Source organism: Streptomyces sp. NPDC020898 (assembly GCF_044333925.1).
Taxonomy (GTDB): domain Bacteria; phylum Actinomycetota; class Actinomycetes; order Streptomycetales; family Streptomycetaceae; genus Streptomyces.
Genome location: NZ_JBIRRV010000001.1, coordinates 439,270 through 458,492, shown reverse-complemented (window position 1 = coordinate 458,492; position 19,223 = coordinate 439,270). Strand labels below are relative to the sequence as shown.

Below are 19,223 nucleotides of genomic sequence, written 5' to 3'. Positions count from 1 at the left end.
CTGCTTCTTCGAATCGGACGAGCCGCAGCTGATCCGCATCACCAAATCTGCTACTCAGGTCCGGCAAGATCACGGACGGGCACTACCAACTGTGCACTAGTACGACGATCAGGATCGCTATAACACCGAGCGCGATCGCCGCGATCGACAACAGCGCTATCCCGAGTATAAAGATGGCAGGCTTTCCAGCGGCCCTAATTACCCCTTTAATGTCCAGTCTTTTCCCTTCACGCCACCCCTCCCAGACGAATGCCCAGATCGAAAGGAGGATCCGCAGGACTAGCTTACCTCTGCCTTCCGTGACCATGCGTATTGCGGAATCACCAACGTTCTTCAACGTCGTAGAGTGTTTATCGCTCAACAGCTCTCTGTCTTGTTTTTCCTTCAACTCTTTGAGTCGACTCCGCATCCTTTTGGCTGCCTCATGAGGAATTTTGTCCTCGCGCCCCTCGGCCTCGATAATAGCTTCATGGAGGGAATGCTCTTCCTGATTACTGTCGTCTGTCGAGAGGAGTAGAGGAAGCAGGTGATGTGCGGCGTCCAAACGGCCCCATGTGAAATCCGAATGCCGCCAGTTGCTGCTAACAAAGGCGCCGAAATGGCTAAAGCGAGTACCGTAAAGCTTGCGGTCGCCGATATCTCTCGCCCAGTCTTCATGGAATAGGGGTCCGACAGTATCCGGCCCCAAGCGCAGGAATCCGAATCTGGGCGTTAGCCTTTCCAGGGCCTTTGCTGGAGGAGCGAAAGATTGAGTAAGGATTTCCACTCTTAGGCACATTGACACCAAGTCTTCTTCCGACCACTTGCCACCCCTGGTCCCAGGGACAGCTCTATGGAACGCTTCAGTCGCATCCCTCACCAGGCGGCTCACTTCCGAGGGGACCCTGAGGTCCCGGAACACCTGATCGACAAGTGTGGCTGCCGCTGCAGGGCACATTGGTGCATTCCGCGGACGTCGGCGCTCCCGCTCAAGTGTCACGGCATCCATAATGGCAAGAACCGAACGCAGGCTCGTGTCGATTCGCCGAGCGGCGCTAGCGAGTGATTCGCTGGAGTCCTTCCTCATTCGTTCCTGCAGGCAGTTACCCAGGGTCTGCAATACGCGCTCCGCAGGGACCAGCCCCCATCTCCAATTCGTAAGGAGGTGTTGCGAGTTGAATGGGTCGCTTTGTGGTGGAATCCATTTACGTTCTGTGGTGAGGATGGCGTTTATGGTTTCCTGGTCAGCCTGAGGCAGGGAGGAAAGGGTCACCGGGGATGACGATCTCGTGCGTTCTGGGCACACAGTCAAGAGAACCGCTCTGACTCGGCTGCGACGGTATTCATCCACCAGACTCTCGGCTGCCGTTTTGACGGTTTGTTGCAACTCTGGCTCCGGTGCGAAAAGGAGCCGATAGAAGAGTTGGTCGCGGGCTAGCCTGCCACTGGTCTGGAGACGGTTGTTGAGTTCCTCGACGCCGGAGCGGAAATTTACTTCCTGCGGATAGTTAAATGCGCTCAAACCGGCCGTAGCCCATGTGATCTCCTGGGCCTGCTGATGTCTGGCTTTCTCCTCTGCTAGGCGCCCCCCAGATGGAACGATGTAGGCGACTATGCGCTCTACGGGGCCGCTTGTCTTCCTCGCCGTAATCTCATCTAGCACGGGACCGAAGGGCTCGTTATTTAGCACGCCTCCATCCATTACGCTGCTTGCGGCGTGGGCTGCATCTGGAATTATGCGATACGGTAGGAGATCCAATTCACTCACAGGTTGAAAAGCAATCGGGAAGCTAGCTGTGGCCCGAGCTGCCTGACGAAGTACTTCGGATTTTTCCGTGGCGAAGTGATCTTTGTCCTTTCCTTCATAGGTCGACCAATTCTCCTGTCCCTCCTTTTTCCCGTAGATCAGGGGCTTCGAAGCACTCTCGAAACGATACACTCGCCGGTGATCGTTTACGTTAAATAGCTGCCCGTAGGAGTCCTTGTAGGATTTACATTCACCGTCAAGGGCGGTTGCCGTCACGAAGAGAGTTATTTCACCGACATTATTGCCGTGATTTTGGATGCCCTTCAACGCCTCATCGATTTTTCGCTCGAAATACCTTCCGTTGAGAACACTATTCTTCTGCCGCCCCTCCCTCAACTGGTCAAGCGAGGCCGATGACTGCCATAGTGCACGCAGGTCAGGAAGGGGCGCGTTGCGTGCGATAGCCGTCGCCAAAAAAAGCCCGTTAAGGCCGCCGGCGGAAGTGCCAGAGATGATGTCAATGACTACTCTTTTACCTCCGCAAAATTTCCGCCACTTCAAGAAGATCGGCTTGTCTCTTTCTTCCACCTCGTCGAGGTTTACAGTGAGATCCGATGCCCGGCGAAGCAAGTCGAGTTCGTGAGCAACGCCACCCATCCACACGGCAAGGCTAACTCCGCCATTCATCACAAGAGCCAGCCGAATCTCGGCAGGAGTTGACGCCGCTTGGGCGCTTTCTTCGGGATTCCCCGAAAGATTCTCCGTTGCGTGTTCGTCGCGCATATTCCCTCCTGGTGAGAAGGCGCTAGTAGGATCTACTGGCGACGGTGGCGTATCTACGCAAAGAGTTGCCGCATGCAAGATGAAATAGTCCCAGGAGTGCGGCATCCCTTACGGAATTTCTGGGACGCTCGAACGTGCAAAATGTGACCTGATGAAGAACCTGCGGCGCCAGCCGGGCAGGATGAAATGCCATCTCCAGTGTGAATCTCGCAGAAGCGAAGCGCAAGCTGAGTGTGGTTCTTCTCCAGGTCATCCTGAGCTTTCGTTAGAAGGCTTCTGAGAAGGACCGTTCAGGGCGGGTGAGTTGGTTATCCCAGCGTTGACGGAGGGCGGGATAGCCAGGCGCCGCCGCGCATCCAACAGATCATTGCAGTGTAGGCATCGGTCGGTCAGCCTCTGCTGGAGGGTTATCGCATCGGTGATCGCGTTCTGCCTCAACTGCCATGCTCACAAGAGGCGTGGAGTGAACTGCGAAGCGCTCACCGAATGCCTGCGGGCACAGGTGGCGCGGTTGGAGTCTGGATGGAGCAACTTAGCGACCCGTGTGCGCCGCTCCTCCTACGCACGGCCTGACACTCGCCTCGGTGCCGAGCCTTGCGTACAGCAACTCATCTTCCGCCGGTTGCTCATGCGCTCGTAGGTCATCGGCCACTCTCGGCCCGACGTGTCCTGAGAGACGAGATGGACGGAGTAAGGGTGGTGGGGCGGACTCCGCTCCCGGTGCCTACACCGACTCCCGCCACCCATTCGTAATAGGCAGCCGCCGGTCCTTCCCGAACCCCTTCGCCGAGATCTTCGTCCCCGGCGGATACTGCCGCCGCTTGTACTCCGCCGTATCGACCATCCGCAGCACCCGGGTCACCAGTTCCGCGTCGTACCCGGCCGCAACGATCGCGTCGGCGCCCGAGTCCCGGTCCACGTACAGCTCGAGAATCGCGTCCAGTACCGGATAGTCGGGCAGCGAGTCCGTGTCGATCTGCCCCGGGCGCAACTCCGCACTCGGCGGCTTGGTGATCGAGTTCTCCGGGATCGGCGGAGTCTGGCCGCGCTCGGCCGCAGCCCTGTTGCGCCACTCGGCGAGCCGGAAGATCGACGTCTTGTACACGTCCTTGATGGGGCCGTACGCGCCCACCGAGTCCCCGTACAACGTCGAGTAGCCCACCGCCAGTTCGGACTTGTTGCCCGGCGCCAGGACGATGTGGCCCTCCTGGTTGGAGATGGCCATCAGCATCGTGCCCCGCAGCCGCGACTGGAGGTTCTCCTCCGCGAGGCCCGTCAGGCCCAGCGAGTCCATGTACGCGTCGAACATCGGCGCGATCGGCACCGTACGGAAGTTCAGTCCCGTCCGCCGGGCCAGCTCCTCCGCGTCGCCGATCGAGTGGTCGGACGAGTACTTGGACGGCATCGCCACGCCGTACACGTTCTGCGCGCCCACCGCGTCGCACGCCAGAGCCGCGACCAGCGCCGAGTCGATGCCGCCGGACAGGCCGATGAGGACCGACGTGAAGCCGTTCTTCTCGACGTACGCCCGCAGGCCCACCACCAGCGCCGAGTACATCTCCTCGTCGTCGTCCAGGCGCTCCGCGTAGCCGCCGGTCAGCTCGGGCTCGTACGCCGGCAGCGGGTCCTCGGACAGCACCACGCGGTCGATGCGCAGGCCGTCGTCCACCACGCCCACCGGCGCGTCCGGCAGGGCGGCGGGCAGGTCCAGGTCCAGGACCACGCAGCCCTCCGTGAACTGCGGGGCCCGCGAGATCACCTCGCCGTTCCGGTCGACGACGATCGAGTCGCCGTCGAAGACCAGCTCGTCCTGGCCGCCGACCATCGCCAGGTAGGCGGTCGTGCAGCCGGCCTCCTGGGCCCGCTTGCGGACCAGTTCGAGGCGCGTGTCGTCCTTGTCGCGCTCGTACGGGGAGGCGTTGATCGAGAGCAGCAGGCCCGCCTTCGCGGAGCGCGCCGCCGGGACCCGGCCGCCGTCCTGCCAGAGGTCCTCGCAGATCGCGAGGGCCACGTCGACGCCGTGCACGCGCAGTACGGGCATGGTGTCGCCCGGCACGAAGTAGCGGAACTCGTCGAAGACGCCGTAGTTGGGGAGGTGGTGCTTGGCGTAGGACAGGATCACTTCGCCGTTGTGCAGGACCGCGCCCGCGTTGCGCGGGGAGCCGGCCGGGCGGCCGAACTTCGGCAGGTCGCTCTCGGAGCGGTCGAGGTAGCCGAGCACCACCGGGAGTTCGCCGAAACCCTCGTCGGCGAGGCGTACCGCCAGGGTGCGCAGGGCCGCGCGGGAGGCCTCCACGAAGGACGAGCGCAGGGCGAGGTCCTCGACGGGGTACCCGGTCAGCACCATCTCCGGGAACGCCACGAGGTGCGCTCCCTGCTCGGCGGAGTGCCGGGTCCAGCGGAGGACCGAGTCCGCGTTCCGGGCGATGTCGCCGACGCGCGAGTCGATCTGGTTCAGGGCGAGGCGTAGTTGAGGCACGCCGCCAAGTGTAATCGTCAATGCGACGCGATGGGGTGGTGGCGCAAGGGATGTGGGTCACCCCACGTCACTCCCGCCACCACCCCGGCACCGCGCGGACAGCACGGTCAGCGCCTCAGCGGCGGTACGACTCCACGTAGCCCTTCGCGGGCGAACCCACGCCGGTCACGTCGTCGTAGCCGCGTACGGCGTGCAGCGAGCTGTCCGTGCCGAGGCTGCGGACGGAGGTGAGGATCCCGTCCGTGGCGTCGTAGGTGTTGGCGAAGTCCAGGCGGGCCACGGCGAGTCCGTACCCCGTAGGGTTGTCGGTCACGTCGTGGTAGACCTTCGCGTGCGCCGCGTACCTCGCGTAGATCGCCGGGTTGGCGAAGCCGATCGGCGCGCCGCCGCGGGCCTCCTGTGCGAGGGCCTGGACGGCCGCGATCACCGGTGCCGCCAGGGACGTACCGCCGATGCGGTACTCGCTGTACGCGGTGCCGCCCTCCGGCAGGGTCTGGGTCTGGCCGACCTTGAAGCCGGTGTTCGGGTCGGCGATCGCCGCGATGTCCGGGACGACGCGGTTGCCCTTGTCACTGTGGGCCTTGGCGAGCGAGCCGGGCACGACGCCCTTCTGGTAGAAGGGCTCCGCGACGGTCGCGCTGGTCCCACCGCCCGCGCCCGACGTGAAGGCGCCCGGGAAGTCCGTCCAGCTCTTGCCGTCGTCCGACAGCGTGGCCTTCTCGGTGCCCCAGCCGGTCTCGAACTGGTACGCGTCACCCTTGCCGACCGCCAGCGAGGTACCGCCGACCGCCGTCACCCACGCCGAGTTGGCCGGGGTGTCGACCTGCTTCGTGCCGGTGTTGGCGACCTCGTCGCCGTTGTCGCCGGAGGAGAAGTAGAAACCGATGCCCTCGACCGCGCCGAGCTTGAACACCTGGTCGTAGGCGGCGGCCAGGTCCGGCGTCTGGTTCGCCTCGATGTCGCCCCACGAGTTGGAGACGATGTCGGCGAGGTGCTTGTCGACGACCTTGCTGAGCGAGTCGAGCAGGTCGTCGTCCATGCAGGACGCGGAGCCGACGTACGTGATGTCCGCGGCCGGCGCGACCGCGTGCACGGCCTCGACGTCGAGGGTCTCCTCGCCGTACCAGCCGGCCGCGGAGCAGTCCTCGGTGTTCGTGTAGTTCTTCGGCAGGACCTGGCTGAGCTGGCCGCTGCGGTAGGCGGCGTCGCCGTGCTTGGCCGCGTAGGTGGCGGCGTCGCCGGCGATGTACGGCGAGGCGTAGGCGTCGGTGATGGCGACGCGCACGTTCTTGCCGGTCCAGCTGCCCGCGCCGTACGCGACCCGCAGCTGCTTGCCCGTGTAGCCCTGGACGGCGTACGGGATCTGCTTGCCGTACGCCGTCGGGAGGGTGGAGGCGGTGTTCGAGCCGTAGTACGAGGAGAACGGCCCCGCGTTGCGGAACACCGTCTCCGGCGCCGGCAGCGTGTCGTCGTGGGTCGCCGTGTGCGGGGCGTTGTCCAGGCCCGTGACGGTCAGGACGGCACCGTTCAGGGCCTCCGGCGCGGAGGCGGTCTTCGCGGGCGCCCGGTACGTCTTCTTGCCCTTGGCGTAGTTGTGCAGCTGCGTGCCGAAGGCCTTCTCGGCGGCGGCCACGTCACCGGTGACCGTGACGTAGTGGGCCGTGACGCCGGTGACCGTGAGGCCCGACGTCTTCAGCCACGCCGTGACCGCGGCGACCTGGGCCGGGGAGGCCCCGAAGCGCTGCTGGACCTGCGCGGCGGTGAGGTACTTGCCGTACACGGCGGACGTCGGGTCGGAGACGGCCTTCGCGTACGCGGCCAGACCGGTGGCGTCCCGGCCGGCGAAGTAGACCCGGGCGGTGACCTTGGAGCCGTCGGAGGTGGCTCCCTTGTCCGCCTTGGCGGTGGCCCACGCGGGCCGCGTGCCCGCGAGCGTGTCCCGGCCCGGGGCGTCCGCGGCATGGGCCGCGGGTATGCCGAGCGCCAGCGCGCCGGCGAGCAGAGGCAGGGTCGCTGCCAGGCTCACCCCGGCGCGCGTGATGGCGCGATTCGATCTCATGGAACCCCCTGATGCGGTTCATCGCGAGCAAGACGAGTGATCACTCGCCGTTGGCCACTCTCGCGATGAACCGTTCATGCCAGGGGAATCCGGGGGGAATGGCTGAGCCAAGAAGGTCCCAAGGAAACGCATGGGAGGCCAAGGAACCGTATGCACAAGCGGTTTGAGGCATGCACCCCAACCGTGCACCCCAACCGTGCGCCCCAACCGTGCGCTCAGGAAAGGGCCTTGGCGCCGCGCTCCTTCAACATCCCTGCCATCAGGGAGATCTCCGACTCCTGCGCGTCGACCATGCCCTGCGCGAGCCGCTTCTCCACCCCGACCTCGCACCGATCCACACACCCCTGGGCCATGTGGACACCGCCCTGGTGGTGCTTGGTCATCAGCTGGAGGTAGAAGACCTCGGCCTGCTTGCCGTCGAGCGTGCCGAGCTTCGTCATGTCGGTGTTGGTCGCCATGCCCGGCATCAGCGCGCCGTCCTTGCCGTCGGCCATGCCGGCCATGTCCATCCAGGTCATGGGCGCGTCCGAGGACACCTTCGGCAGCTCCCACAGGTCGAGCCAGCCCAGCATCATGCCGCGCTGGTTGGCCTGCGTCTGCGCGATGTCGTACGCGAGGCGCCGCACGTCCTCGTCGTCCGTCCGGTCGCGCAGGATGTACGACATCTCGACGGCCTGCTGGTGATGGACGGCCATGTCACGGGCGAAGCCGGCGTCCGCGGAGTCGGCGGCGGGCGCCCTCATCCCGGAGTCGTCGCCGTCGGCGACCGCGTAGGTGATCGTGCCGGCCGCGACGAGCGCCGTCACGGCGGCACCGGCGATCCAGGGCGCGCGCCTCACTGGGACAGCCCGTTCGTGCAGGCGGCACCCGGCTCCGGGGTCTGCTTGCCCTGGACGAACTCGGCGAAGAACTTGTCCACGTTCGGGTCGGTTGCGCTCGTCACCGTGCGCTGCTTGCCCCACGCGGAGAGCATGATCGGGTCTGCCTGCTTGTCGTCCGGGCTCATCAGCGTGTACGGCGTCTTCTTCACCTTCGCCGCCAGCGCGTCGATGTCGGTCTTCGACGCCTTGCTGTTGTACGTCACCCACACGGCGCCGTGCTCCAGCGAGTGCACGGCGTTCATGTTGTTGATCGCCTTGGTGTAGACGTCGCCGTTGCAGTTCATCCAGACCTGGTTGTGGTCACCGCCGACCGGGGGCTCCATCGGGTAGTTCACCGTCTTGGTGACGTGGTTCTGCGTGAGCTTCGTGTCCCAGGTCTTCACGCCGTCCGCGCCGGTGACGAACTTGCCCGCGGTCTTGGTGTCGCTCGCCGCGGTGTCGCTGTCCTTGTCGGACTGGTTCTGCACGAGGACGGTCACACCGACGGCCAGGGCGGCCACTACGGCGACGCTCACACCGATGGTGAGGATCCGGTTCCGGCGCTCACGTGAGCGGTCGGCGCGCCGCATCTCCTCTATGCGCGCCTTGCGCGACGCACTGCCGCTGTCTTTGGCGCTGTTCTTGGCGGAACCCATGGGATCGATCCTTCTGGGGAAAGGGACGGTCGGTGTGCTGATCGTAATCCGTGGGGCCCCGCCGCGGTTCCGGTCGGGGGCCGCCCATTACGGATGTCGCCGCGAACAGGCAAGATGAGGGGCAGAGCGGTACACCTGCCCTACGTGAGGCGTTCACTCCGAGGTCGGCTGCATGATCAAGGTGCGCAATGCGCATGAAATGCTGTTGTGGTGGGATGCTCAGGTGCCCGACCGTCCCGTGGTTCGGGAGACAGGCGGCCTGACCAGCAAGGATGGGGAAGCGGAAGATGGACAAGCAGCAGGAGTTCGTGCTCCGGACGTTGGAGGAGCGTGACATCCGGTTCGTCCGGCTGTGGTTCACGGACGTGCTGGGCTTCCTCAAGTCCGTGGCCGTGGCCCCGGCGGAGCTGGAGCAGGCCTTCGACGAGGGCATCGGGTTCGACGGCTCCGCGATCGAGGGGTTCGCTCGTGTATACGAGTCCGACATGATCGCCAAGCCGGACCCGTCGACGTTCCAGATCCTCCCCTGGCGTGCGGAGGCCCCCGGTACGGCCCGGATGTTCTGCGACATCCTCATGCCGGACGGCTCGCCGTCCTTCGCGGATCCGCGCTACGTCCTCAAGCGCGCCCTCACCCGCGGCTCCGACCTGGGATTCACCTTCTACACCCACCCGGAGATCGAGTTCTTCCTCCTGAAGGACCGGCCGCTGGACGGCACCCGCCCGACCCCGGCCGACAACTCCGGCTACTTCGACCACACCCCGACCCACGTCGGCCAGGACTTCCGCCGCCAGGCGATCACGATGCTGGAGTCCATGGGCATCTCGGTCGAGTTCTCCCACCACGAGGGCGCCCCCGGCCAGCAGGAGATCGACCTGCGGTACGCGGACGCGCTGTCCACGGCGGACAACATCATGACGTTCCGCCTGGTCATGAAGCAGGTGGCACTGGAGCAGGGCGTACACGCGACCTTCATGCCGAAGCCCTTCAGTGAGCACCCGGGCAGCGGCATGCACACGCACCTCTCCCTCTTCGAGGGAGACCGCAACGCGTTCTACGAGTCCGGCTCGGAGTACCAGCTCTCCAAGGTCGGCCGCTCCTTCATCGCGGGCCTGCTGAAGCACGCGGCGGAGATCGCGGCGGTCACCAACCAGTGGGTGAACTCGTACAAGCGCATCTGGGGTGGCTCGGAGCGCACCGCGGGCGCCGGCGGTGAGGCCCCCTCGTACATCTGCTGGGGCCACAACAACCGCTCGGCCCTGGTCCGCGTGCCCATGTACAAGCCCGGCAAGACCGGCTCCGCGCGCGTGGAGGTCCGCTCCCTGGACACGGGCGCGAACCCCTACCTGGCGTACGCGATGCTGCTGGCCGCCGGCCTCAAGGGCATCGAGGAGGGCTACGAGCTCCCGCCGGGCGCCGACGACGACGTCTGGGCCCTCTCGGACGCCGAGCGCCGCGCGATGGGCATCGAGCCGCTCCCGCAGAACCTGGGCGAGGCGCTGACCCTGATGGAGCGCAGCGAACTCGTCGCCGAGACGCTGGGCGAGCACGTGTTCGACTTCTTCCTGCGCAACAAGCGCCAGGAGTGGGAGGAGTACCGCAGCGAGGTCACGGCGTTCGAGCTGCGGAAGAACCTGCCGGTGCTGTAAGCGCGGGTCACGCGGGTCAGAGGGGTTTTCCCCGACAGAACGGCATGTAGGGCCGACGGTTGTGAACCGTCGGCCCTACGGCGTCCCGGTGGCCCTGGGCCGTCATATCCAGGGGAGCGTGACATCCGTTGCGGCGCGGGCCGGCCCAGTCCGTTCACAGGCACCCGTTAACGTCGTCCCCGCGGAGGTGCCGCACGGGGAGGGGAACGATGTCGGGCAAGGGGCGGGGACTGGGGATCGCGTCTGTCGTCGTGGGGCTGGTGGGGGTGATGTTGGCGCTCGGCTCCTTCATGTACGCGCGGAGTTCGTACGAGGCTTTCGTCATCAGCAGCACGAACATGGAGCCGACGTACACGCCGGGCGACCGGATCGTCTCCGAGCCGATCGACGGCAGCGAGGTGCGGCGCGGTGACGTCGTGGCGTTGTCGGCGCCGGAGCGCTACCAGGGCAGTACGAGCGTGATTCAGCGGGTGATCGGTGTCGGTGGCGACCGGGTGGTGTGCTGCACGGGCGAGGGCCCGGAAGCGCGGCTCAGCGTGAACGGGAAGCCGGTCCCGGAGCCCTATGTCAACGGCGGCGACGCGGACGGCCTGCGCAAGTCGTACGACGTGACGGTCCCCGAGAGGCGGCTGTTCCTGCTCGGTGACCACCGGGCGGACTCCATAGACTCGCGTTTCTTCCCGAGCGACCACGACGGGACGGTGGCCGAGTCCGCCGTGCGTGGCCGGGTGATCGACGGCCAGACGATCCCCGTCGTCATCGGTACGGCCGTCATCGCCGGGCTGGTCCTGGCACTGGTCGGCCTCGGGCTGGGCATCGCCGCGTTCGTCCTGGGGCGGCGGAGACGGAGGGCGGTGCCGGTGGCGCCCCGGCCGGTGGAACAGGTCCAGTGACGGACGGGGGTCCACCGGCCGCTTCTCGCGTCGCGGCCGGTGGACCCCCGTCACGCCCGCACGGCGTCACCGGCCCGTGCCCGTGCCTCTCAGGCGCGCGGGGCCATCTCGCTCAGCAGCGCGTGCAGCGGCTTCGCCGCGCGCTGCCGGTACTCCTGGATCGCCCAGCCGTTGCCGTCCGGGTCCTTGAAGTACATGAACGTGGCGCCGTCGTCCGGCGAGTACTGCATCGGCTCCGACACCTCCAGGCCGCGTTCGACCAGCTCGGCATGGGCCGCCTTGATGTCGGCGACGCACAGCTGGAGGCCCTGGTACGAGCCCGGTGCGGGCGTCGGACCGTCCATCGTCTCCCAGAGGGTGTCGCCGAGGGCGATCGAACAGCCCGAGCCCGGCGGCGTGAGCTGGACGATGCGCATCCCCGGCATGACCTCCTGGTCGATGTCGACGTGGAAGCCGGCCTTGTCGCGGTAGAAGTCCCGCGCCCGGTCGATGTCGCTCACGGGCAGCGGGATCACTTCGAGCGTGTACTGCATCGCTGGTCCTCCAGATAGCTTCACGTCGTCCTTGACGGGCGCCTCACTCGAACCGCCAGCGCGTCTGGCTGAACGGCTCCCCCTTACCGAAGCCGAAAACCGTGCGGGGCGCCACCGAAAAGACGAGAGCGTGTCCGGCGCCGTGCTGGAAGTACCCGTTCCGCACCTCGAAGTGCCAGAAGCTGCCGTACTTGGCCTCCCAGGCCGCGGCCAGCTCGCCCAGCCGCCCGTCGTCCGCGACCCGGACCGCTTCCCCCTCCACCACCAGGTCGTACCCCTTGTCCCAGGTGTTGGTACCGGTCGTGAGCGCGACCTGCGGGTTGCCCGCGAGGTTGAGGGCCTTGCGCTCCCCGGGCCCCGTACAGAAATGCAGCGCACCGTCCGACCAGACCGCGGGCAGCGGGGTGACGTGAGGGCGTCCGTCGGGGCGGACGGTCGAGATCCAGAAGAGCTCGGCCTCGGTGAGCATCGCCTCCGCGTCGGCCCAGGCGGGCGCGGTGGCCGCGGGGTCGCTGTAGCGGGGGTCGAGCCGGGTCTGCGGGATGGTGGTGTCGGACATGGGGCGCCTCCTCGACGTCGGTGATCCCGTCGAAGTGCAGACCTCGTACGGCGGCGGAAATCATCGGTCCGACCAGCGGACGCCGGACCGGTCCGTCCGGCGCTTACCTCGGACTCTCCGGTTAGGCTCTTGGCCGTACGACCTTGATCCGATGGTCCGACGGGAGGCCCAGGATGATGGCGCCGGGGCGCAGGAGCAGTACCTTCACGCGGCTGCTGCGGCACGGTTTCACCGATCCCTCCGGGGCTGAGCGGCTCCTCGACAGCGTCGAGCTCGCGCCGGTGCGGGACGACCCGGTGCTGCTGGACGCGCTGGGTGCGACCGCCGATCCGGATCTCGCGCTGCTCGGGCTCGTCCGGCTCGTCGAGGCGCAGGAGGGGCGGACCGCCCGGCACGAGCTGCTCGACACGCTGATAGCGGCCAAGCCGCTGCGTGACCGGCTCCTCGGGGTGCTCGGTGCCTCCGCCGCGCTCGGTGACCATCTGATCCGGCATCCGCGCGACTGGCAGGCCCTCGTCATGTACGAGCCCCGGGATCTCCACCCCGGCGTGGAGGAGTTCGAGCGGGGGCTCGCCGAGGCCACCGACCCCGTGTCGCTGCGCGTCGCCTACCGGCGCTGTCTGCTGTCCATCGCCGCCCGCGACGTGTGCGGCACCACCGACATCGCCCAGACCGCCGCCGAGCTGGCCGACCTCGCCACCGCGACCCTCCGCGCCGCCCTCGCCATCGCGCGGATCGCCGCGCCCGAGGACGCCGTGCTGTGCCGGCTCGCCGTGATTGCCATGGGCAAGTGCGGTGGCCACGAACTGAACTACGTGTCCGATGTCGATGTGATCTTCGTCGGTGAGGCTGTTGACGGGGCCGACGAGGGGAAGGCGCTCCAGGCCGCCACCCGGCTCGCCTCGCATCTGATGCGGATCTGCTCCGAGACGACCATCGAGGGCAGCATCTGGCCCGTCGACGCCAATCTGCGTCCGGAGGGCCGCAACGGTCCGCTGGTGCGCCCCCTCAGCAGCCATCTCGCCTACTACCAGCGCTGGGCCAAGACCTGGGAGTTCCAGGCCCTGTTGAAGGCCCGCCCGGTCGCCGGGGACGTCGAGCTGGGGGAGGAGTACGTCGCCGCGCTCGCCCCGCTCGTCTGGCACGCCGCCGAGCGCGAGAACTTCGTCGTCGACGTGCAGAAGATGCGCCGCCGGGTCGTCGAGAACATTCCCGTCGCCGAGGTGGAGCGGGAACTGAAGCTCGGGCCGGGTGGGCTGCGGGACGTCGAATTCGCCGTCCAGCTGCTCCAGTTGGTGCACGGGCGCGCCGACACCTCGCTGCGCAGCGGGACCACGCTGGACGCCCTCGGCGCGCTCGCCGCGGGCGGGTACGTCGGGCGCGCCGATGCCGTGCAACTCGACGACGCCTACCGGTTCCTGCGGTCCATGGAGCACCGGATCCAGCTGTTCCGGCTGCGGCGCACCCACCTCGTGCCCAAGGACGAGGCCGATCTGCGGCGCATCGGGCGCTCGTTGGGGCTGCGTACCGATCCGGTGGCCGAGCTGAACCGGGAGTGGAAGCGGCACGCGTCCGTCGTACGGCGGCTGCACGAGAAGCTCTTCTACCGGCCGCTGCTCGACGCCGTCGCCCAACTCGCGCCCGGCGAGAGCCGGTTGAGCACCGACGCGGCGCGGGAACGGCTGGTCGCGCTCGGGTACGCCGATCCGGCCGCCGCGCTGCGGCATCTGGAGGCGCTGGCGAGTGGGGTGAGCCGGAAGGCGGCCATCCAACGGACGTTGCTGCCCGTCCTGTTGGGCTGGTTCGCCGACTCCGCCGATCCGGACGCCGGGCTGCTCAACTTCCGCAAGGTGTCCGACGCGCTGGGCCGAACCCCCTGGTATCTGCGGCTGTTGAGGGACGAGGGCGCCGCCGCCGAGAACCTCGCCCGGGTGCTCTCGGCCGGGCGGCTCGCGCCCGACCTGCTGATGCGGGCGCCCGAGGCCGTCGCCCTGCTCGGCGACGGCGAAGGGGTCGGCGGCCTCGAACCGCGCGAGCGGGCCCACCTGGAGCAGGAGATCCTTTCCGCCGTCGGGCGCGCCGGCACCGGCGAACAGGGCGTGTACGCCGCGCGCGGTGTCCGGCGGCGCGAACTGTTCCGTACGGCCGCCGCCGACATCGTCGGCTCGTACGGCACCGAGCAGTCGCCCGCCGAGGCCGACCAGGGTGCCCTGGTGGACCAGGTCGGCGGCGCGATCTCCGACCTCACGGCGGCGACGATCGCCGGGACCCTGCGGGCGGTCGTCCGGGACGGGTGGGGGGAGACGCTGCCCACCCGGTTCGCGGTGATCGGCATGGGACGCTTCGGCGGGCACGAGCTGGGCTACGGCTCCGACGCCGATGTGCTGTTCGTGCACGAGGCCCGCGAGGGCGTCGGCGAGGAGGAGGCCGCCAAGGCCGCGAGCGCCGTGGTCTCCGAGATGCGGCGGCTGCTCCAAGTACCCAGCGCCGACCCGCCGTTGCTCATCGACGCGGACCTGCGCCCCGAGGGCAAGTCGGGGCCGGTGGTACGGACCCTGACGTCGTACGAGGCGTACTACCGCCGGTGGTCCCTGGTCTGGGAGTCACAGGCGCTGCTGCGGGCCGAAGTCGTCGCCGGGGACGAGGAGTTGGGGCAGCGGTTCATCGAGCTGATCGACCCGCTCCGCTACCCGGCGGAGGGGCTCGGCGACGACGCGGTGCGCGAGATCCGGCGCCTGAAGGCGCGTATGGAGTCGGAGCGGATGCCCCGGGGCGCGGACCCCACCCTGCACACCAAGCTCGGGCGGGGCGGGCTCTCGGACGTGGAGTGGGCCGTACAGCTGCTGCAACTCCAGCACGGGTGGGCCGAACCGGGGCTGCGGACGACCCGTACCCGCGAGGCCCTCGCCGCTGCCTGCGCCGCCGAACTGATCTCCGCGGAGGACGCGGCGATACTGGACGAGGCGTGGGTCCTGGCCACCCGGGTGCGCAACGCCGTGATGCTGGTGCGCGGGCGGGCCGGGGACACCTTCCCCTCCGACGGGCGGGAACTGGGCGCGGTCGGACGGTACCTGGGGTACGGGCCGGGGCATGTCGGCGACATGATCGACGCGTACCGGCGGACCACCCGACGGGCCCGCGGAGTCGTGGACGTGCTGTTCTACGGGGCTACGGCTTGACCGGGAGAAGCGGGCCGCCCCGGCCCTGCACGGGGACCAGTTTCGGGAGGGCGTACGGGAGCTTGCCGTACCAGAGGCGGGCGACCGTGAAGCCGAAGGCCAGGCACATCATGCCGCCCACCGCGTCCAGCCAGAAGTGGTTGGCCGTGGCGACGATCACCAGCAGGGTGACCGTCGGGTAGAGCAGGCCGAGGACACGGACCCACGGGACGCTCGCCAGGGCGAAGATCGTCAGACCGGCCCACAGGGACCAGCCGATGTGCATCGACGGCATCGCCGCGTACTGGTTCGACATGTGCTTGAGGTCGCCGGAGGCCATCGAACCCCAGGTGTGGTGGACCAGCACCGTGTCGACGAAGTCGCCGCCGTTCATCAGCCGGGGCGGGGCCAGCGGATACAGGTAGTAACCGAGCAGCGCCACGACCGTGGTGGCGAAGAGGGTCAGACGCGTCGCCGCGTAACGGCCGGGATGACTACGGTACAGCCACACGAGAACACCGAGCGTGACGATGAAGTGCAGCGTCGCGTAGTAGTAGTTCATGCCCACGATCAGCCATGTCACCGAGTTGATCGCGTGGTTGACCGACTCCTCGACGGCGATGCCCAGGCTGTGCTCGGTCTTCCAGATCCAGTCCGCGTTCCGCAGCGCCTCGGCCTTCTGCTCCGGTACGGCGTTGCGGATCAGCGAATACGTCCAGTAACTGACCGCGATCAGCAGGATCTCGAACCACAGCCGCGGCCGGCGCGGAGCCCGCAGCCGGCGCAGAAACGCGTTGCCCGCGCGGCTGTTCACCTCGTTCGCCGTGCTCGCTGTGTGTGCCGCGTCCACCCGGTCCGCGACGGAGTGCGGAGCGGCCTGATCGCGGCCTTCCTCTGTCGTCGTCACGGTCGTCTCACCCATGGGCAGGAGTCTGCCAGATAAGGCCTCACCCCAGATCATCCCCTGGTCCAGTCCGACCCGCACGTTCTACGGCAGGGACAGGCGCCCCGAACTACTACCTCAGCACGGTCCGAAGCGGGACATTCTCCACCCTAAGGACGACTGCGTTCCCCAGGGGCCGAAGCGGTCGACCCCCGCACCACCAGCTCCGGCATGAACACGAACTCGCTGTGCGGGGCCGGCGTACCGCCGATCTCCTCCAGCAGGGTGCGCACGGCGGCCTGGCCCATCGCCGGGACCGGCTTGCGGACCGTCGTCAGGGGCGGGTCGGTGAAGGCGATCAGGGGGGAGTCGTCGAAACCCACGACCGAGACGTCCCGGGGGACCTCCAGACCGCGCTGTCGTGCCGCCCGTATCGCGCCCAGCGCCATCATGTCGCTCGCGCAGACCACCGCCGTGCACGAACGCTCCATGAGGGCCGTGGCGGCCGCCTGGCCGCCCTCCAGGGTGTACAGCGAGTGCTGGACGAACCGGGTCTCGACGTCCTGGGCGGTCAGGCCCAGCAGATCCTGCATCGTGCGGACGAAACCCTCGATCTTGCGCTGGACCGGCACGAAACGCTTCGGTCCGAGGGCGAGACCGATATGGGTGTGGCCCAGCGAGACCAGGTGCGTGACCGCCAGGGTCATCGCCGCCCGGTCGTCGGGGGAGATGAACGGCGCCTGCACCTTGGGGGAGAAGCCGTCCACCAGGACGAACGGCACGCCCTGGGCGCGCAGTTGGTCGTAGCGCTGCATGTCGGCGGAGGTGTCCGCGTGCAGTCCGGAGACGAAGATGATGCCCGCCACGCCCCGGTCGACGAGCATCTCCGTCAGCTCGTCCTCCGTCGACCCGCCGGGGGTCTGGGTGGCCAGCACCGGGGTGTATCCCTGCCGGGTCAGGGCCTGGCCTATGACCTGCGCCAGGGCCGGGAAGATCGGGTTCTCCAGCTCGGGGGTGATCAGGCCCACCAGGCCCTCGCTGCGCTGCCGCAGCCGGACCGGGCGCTCGTAGCCCAGTACGTCGAGGGCGGCGAGCACGGACTGGCGGGTGGTGGCGGCGACGCCCGGCTTCCCGTTCAGGACGCGGCTGACGGTCGCTTCGCTCACCCCCGCCTGGGCAGCGATGTCGGCAAGCCGTGTGGTCACAGGGCTGGACTGTACCGGCCTGCCGTCCCCTTGCCCACCGAACGGACGCCGGGCACGGGCGGTCGAACGGCCCACCGGGCGGCCCACCGGACGGCCCGGTCGGCCGCCTGCCGCTGGGGGTTGCTGCGTCATCGCGCTCCCTCGTGTGTCTGGCGTGTGTCTGGGCGTGCGTCCGGCGTATACCGGGCGGGTGTTGAATGACGTGCGTCGGCAAGAGCTTGCAGAGTCTTGCACAAGTGTCCCAGATCCCGCTGAGCGGCGGGAAAGCGAGAGGAGTCAAGGGATTCGGCGCAGGAGCATCGGGTCACGGCGCGGTAACTGTCGCCGGTTCTTGCACTTTTTTGCTGCAAGGTCTTTCGGTGGCGCTGACATCGCTGTTACGTTCACGTCGCCCGGCGGCGGCAACGGTGCGGCCGGCGAGTCGATGGGAACGGCGGACGGGGCCGTTTCCCACGAGTACACGGGCATTCACCCTCAAGGAGAACTCATGCGGCGTGGCATAGCGGCCACAGCGCTGGTGGCGTCCTTCGCCCTGGCGGCGACGGCGTGCGGCGGCAGCGACAGCGGCGACTCGGCCGACGGCCCGGTCACCATCACCTGGTGGGACACCACCAACGCCACCAATGAGGCACCGACGTACCAGGCCCTCGTCAAGGAGTTCGAGGCCGCCAACAAGGACATCAAGGTCAAGTACGTCAACGTCCCCTTCGACCAGGCGCAGAACAAGTTCGACACCGCCGCCGGCGCCTCCGGCGCCCCGGACGTCCTGCGCTCCGAGGTCGGCTGGACCCCCGCCTTCGCCAAGAAGGGCTTCTTCCTGCCGCTCGACGGCACCGAAGCCCTCGCCGACGAGGCCAAGTTCCAGCCCAGCCTGATCGAACAGGCCAAGTACGACGGCAAGACGTACGGCGTCCCGCTGGTCACCGACACCCTCGCGCTGGTCTACAACAAGGAACTCTTCGAGAAGGCCGGTATCACCGAGGCCCCGAAGACCTGGGCCGACCTGAAGACGGCCGCCGCCACCATCAAGACCAAGACGGGCGTGGACGGTTACTGGGGTTCCACCCAGGCCTACTACGCGCAGAGCTTCCTCTACGGCGAGGGCACCGACACCGTCGACGCCACCGCCAAGAAGATCACCGTCAACTCGGCCGCCGCGAAGAAGGGTTACGAGACCTGGCTCGGCCTCTTCGACGGCAAGGGCCTGCACAAGGCGGACACCACCGCGGACGCCTACGCCCACATCCAGGACGCGTTCGTCACCGGCAAGGTCGCCGCGATCGTCCAGGGCCCGTGGGAGATCACCAACTTCTACAAGGGCACCGCGTTCAAGGACAAGGCCAACGTCGGCATCGCCACCGTCCCGGCCGGCTCCAGCGGCAAGGCGGGCGCCCCGACCGGCGGCCACAACCTCTCCGTGTACGCCGGTTCGGACGCCGCGCACCAGAAGGCGTCGCTGAAGTTCCTCAACTTCATGACCTCGGCGAAGTCCCAGGAGACCATCGCCCTGAAGAACTCCACGCTGCCCACCCGCGACGACGCCTACACCGCCCAGGTGAAGGCCGACCCGGGCATCGCCGGCTACCAGAGCGTCCTCGCCGCCGCCCAGCCCCGCCCGGCCCTGCCCGAGTACAGCTCCCTGTGGGGCCCGCTCGACACCGAGCTGCCCCAGATCGCGGGCGGCAAGGAGTCCCTCGACAAGGGCCTGGGCAACGCGGAGACCGCGATCGCCAAGCTGGTCCCGGACTTCAGCAAGTGACCCCGCATGGCCGTCGGAACT

At 67.7% G+C, this 19,223-nt stretch carries 13 protein-coding genes; 4 read left to right on the top strand and 9 right to left on the bottom strand.

All coding sequences use genetic code 11. The annotated features are described in order from the left end of the window. Positions 1-82: 82 nt before the first annotated feature. The 5 genes from ACH4TV_RS02025 to ACH4TV_RS02005 all read right to left on the bottom strand — a co-directional run bounded on the left by ACH4TV_RS02025 (position 83) and on the right by ACH4TV_RS02005 (position 8,563). Positions 83-2,509, bottom strand: a complete 2,427-nt coding sequence (locus ACH4TV_RS02025) for a DUF3376 domain-containing protein (RefSeq protein ID WP_398393246.1) — start codon at positions 2,507-2,509, stop codon at positions 83-85. Positions 2,510-3,233: 724 nt separating this feature from the next. Continuing rightward, positions 3,234-4,988 carry an NAD+ synthase gene (locus ACH4TV_RS02020; protein WP_398393244.1) on the bottom strand — a complete coding sequence of 585 codons (1,755 nt, stop codon included), beginning with the start codon at positions 4,986-4,988 and terminating at the stop codon, positions 3,234-3,236. A gap of 115 nt (positions 4,989-5,103) precedes the next feature. After that, complete coding sequence (locus ACH4TV_RS02015; RefSeq protein WP_398393242.1) at positions 5,104-7,047, bottom strand: protease pro-enzyme activation domain-containing protein; 1,944 nt, start codon at positions 7,045-7,047, stop codon at positions 5,104-5,106. Between the two features lie 215 nt (positions 7,048-7,262). Then, positions 7,263-7,886, bottom strand: a complete 624-nt coding sequence (locus ACH4TV_RS02010; protein WP_398393240.1) for a DUF305 domain-containing protein — start codon at positions 7,884-7,886, stop codon at positions 7,263-7,265. Next, positions 7,883-8,563 (bottom strand): DUF3105 domain-containing protein, encoded by a 681-nt coding sequence (locus ACH4TV_RS02005; protein ID WP_398393238.1) that lies wholly within the window; start codon positions 8,561-8,563, stop codon positions 7,883-7,885. The genes ACH4TV_RS02010 and ACH4TV_RS02005 overlap by 4 nt, the downstream gene beginning before the upstream one ends. A gap of 287 nt (positions 8,564-8,850) precedes the next feature. Here ACH4TV_RS02005 and ACH4TV_RS02000 point away from each other — a divergent pair, with 287 nt between their 5' ends. Beyond that, positions 8,851-10,212, top strand: a complete 1,362-nt coding sequence (locus tag ACH4TV_RS02000) for a glutamine synthetase family protein (RefSeq protein ID WP_398393236.1) — start codon at positions 8,851-8,853, stop codon at positions 10,210-10,212. A 209-nt stretch (positions 10,213-10,421) separates the two neighbouring features. Next, the gene (gene lepB / locus ACH4TV_RS01995) at positions 10,422-11,105 is read left to right on the top strand and encodes a signal peptidase I (RefSeq protein ID WP_398393234.1); all 684 of its coding nucleotides are present in this window, start codon (positions 10,422-10,424) and stop codon (positions 11,103-11,105) included. A gap of 89 nt (positions 11,106-11,194) precedes the next feature. Here lepB and ACH4TV_RS01990 read toward each other — a convergent pair whose 3' ends face one another. Together ACH4TV_RS01990 and ACH4TV_RS01985 are read right to left on the bottom strand one after the other, a co-directional pair. After that, positions 11,195-11,638, bottom strand: a complete 444-nt coding sequence (locus tag ACH4TV_RS01990) for a VOC family protein (RefSeq protein ID WP_398393232.1) — start codon at positions 11,636-11,638, stop codon at positions 11,195-11,197. 43 nt (positions 11,639-11,681) lie between these two features. Continuing rightward, on the bottom strand, positions 11,682-12,197 hold the full coding sequence (locus ACH4TV_RS01985) for a pyridoxamine 5'-phosphate oxidase family protein (RefSeq protein ID WP_398393230.1): 516 nt from the start codon (positions 12,195-12,197) through the stop codon (positions 11,682-11,684). Positions 12,198-12,370: 173 nt separating this feature from the next. Between ACH4TV_RS01985 and ACH4TV_RS01980 the strand changes: the two genes are divergently transcribed. Next, positions 12,371-15,376: a bifunctional [glutamine synthetase] adenylyltransferase/[glutamine synthetase]-adenylyl-L-tyrosine phosphorylase gene (locus ACH4TV_RS01980; protein ID WP_398393228.1), complete on the top strand. Its 3,006-nt coding sequence runs from the start codon at positions 12,371-12,373 to the stop codon at positions 15,374-15,376. On the opposite strand, the gene ACH4TV_RS01975 is transcribed toward ACH4TV_RS01980, so the two are convergent. After that, complete coding sequence (locus ACH4TV_RS01975) at positions 15,366-16,277, bottom strand: phosphatase PAP2 family protein (protein ID WP_398393226.1); 912 nt, start codon at positions 16,275-16,277, stop codon at positions 15,366-15,368. The two genes, ACH4TV_RS01980 and ACH4TV_RS01975, sit on opposite strands and share 11 nt — an antisense overlap. 131 nt (positions 16,278-16,408) lie before the next feature. Next, entirely contained in the window at positions 16,409-17,443 is a 1,035-nt protein-coding gene (locus ACH4TV_RS01970) for a LacI family DNA-binding transcriptional regulator (protein WP_398393224.1), read from the bottom strand. Positions 17,444-17,930: 487 nt separating this feature from the next. Between ACH4TV_RS01970 and ACH4TV_RS01965 the strand changes: the two genes are divergently transcribed. Further along, entirely contained in the window at positions 17,931-19,202 is a 1,272-nt protein-coding gene (locus ACH4TV_RS01965) for an extracellular solute-binding protein (protein WP_398393222.1), read from the top strand. Positions 19,203-19,223 lie beyond the last annotated feature (21 nt).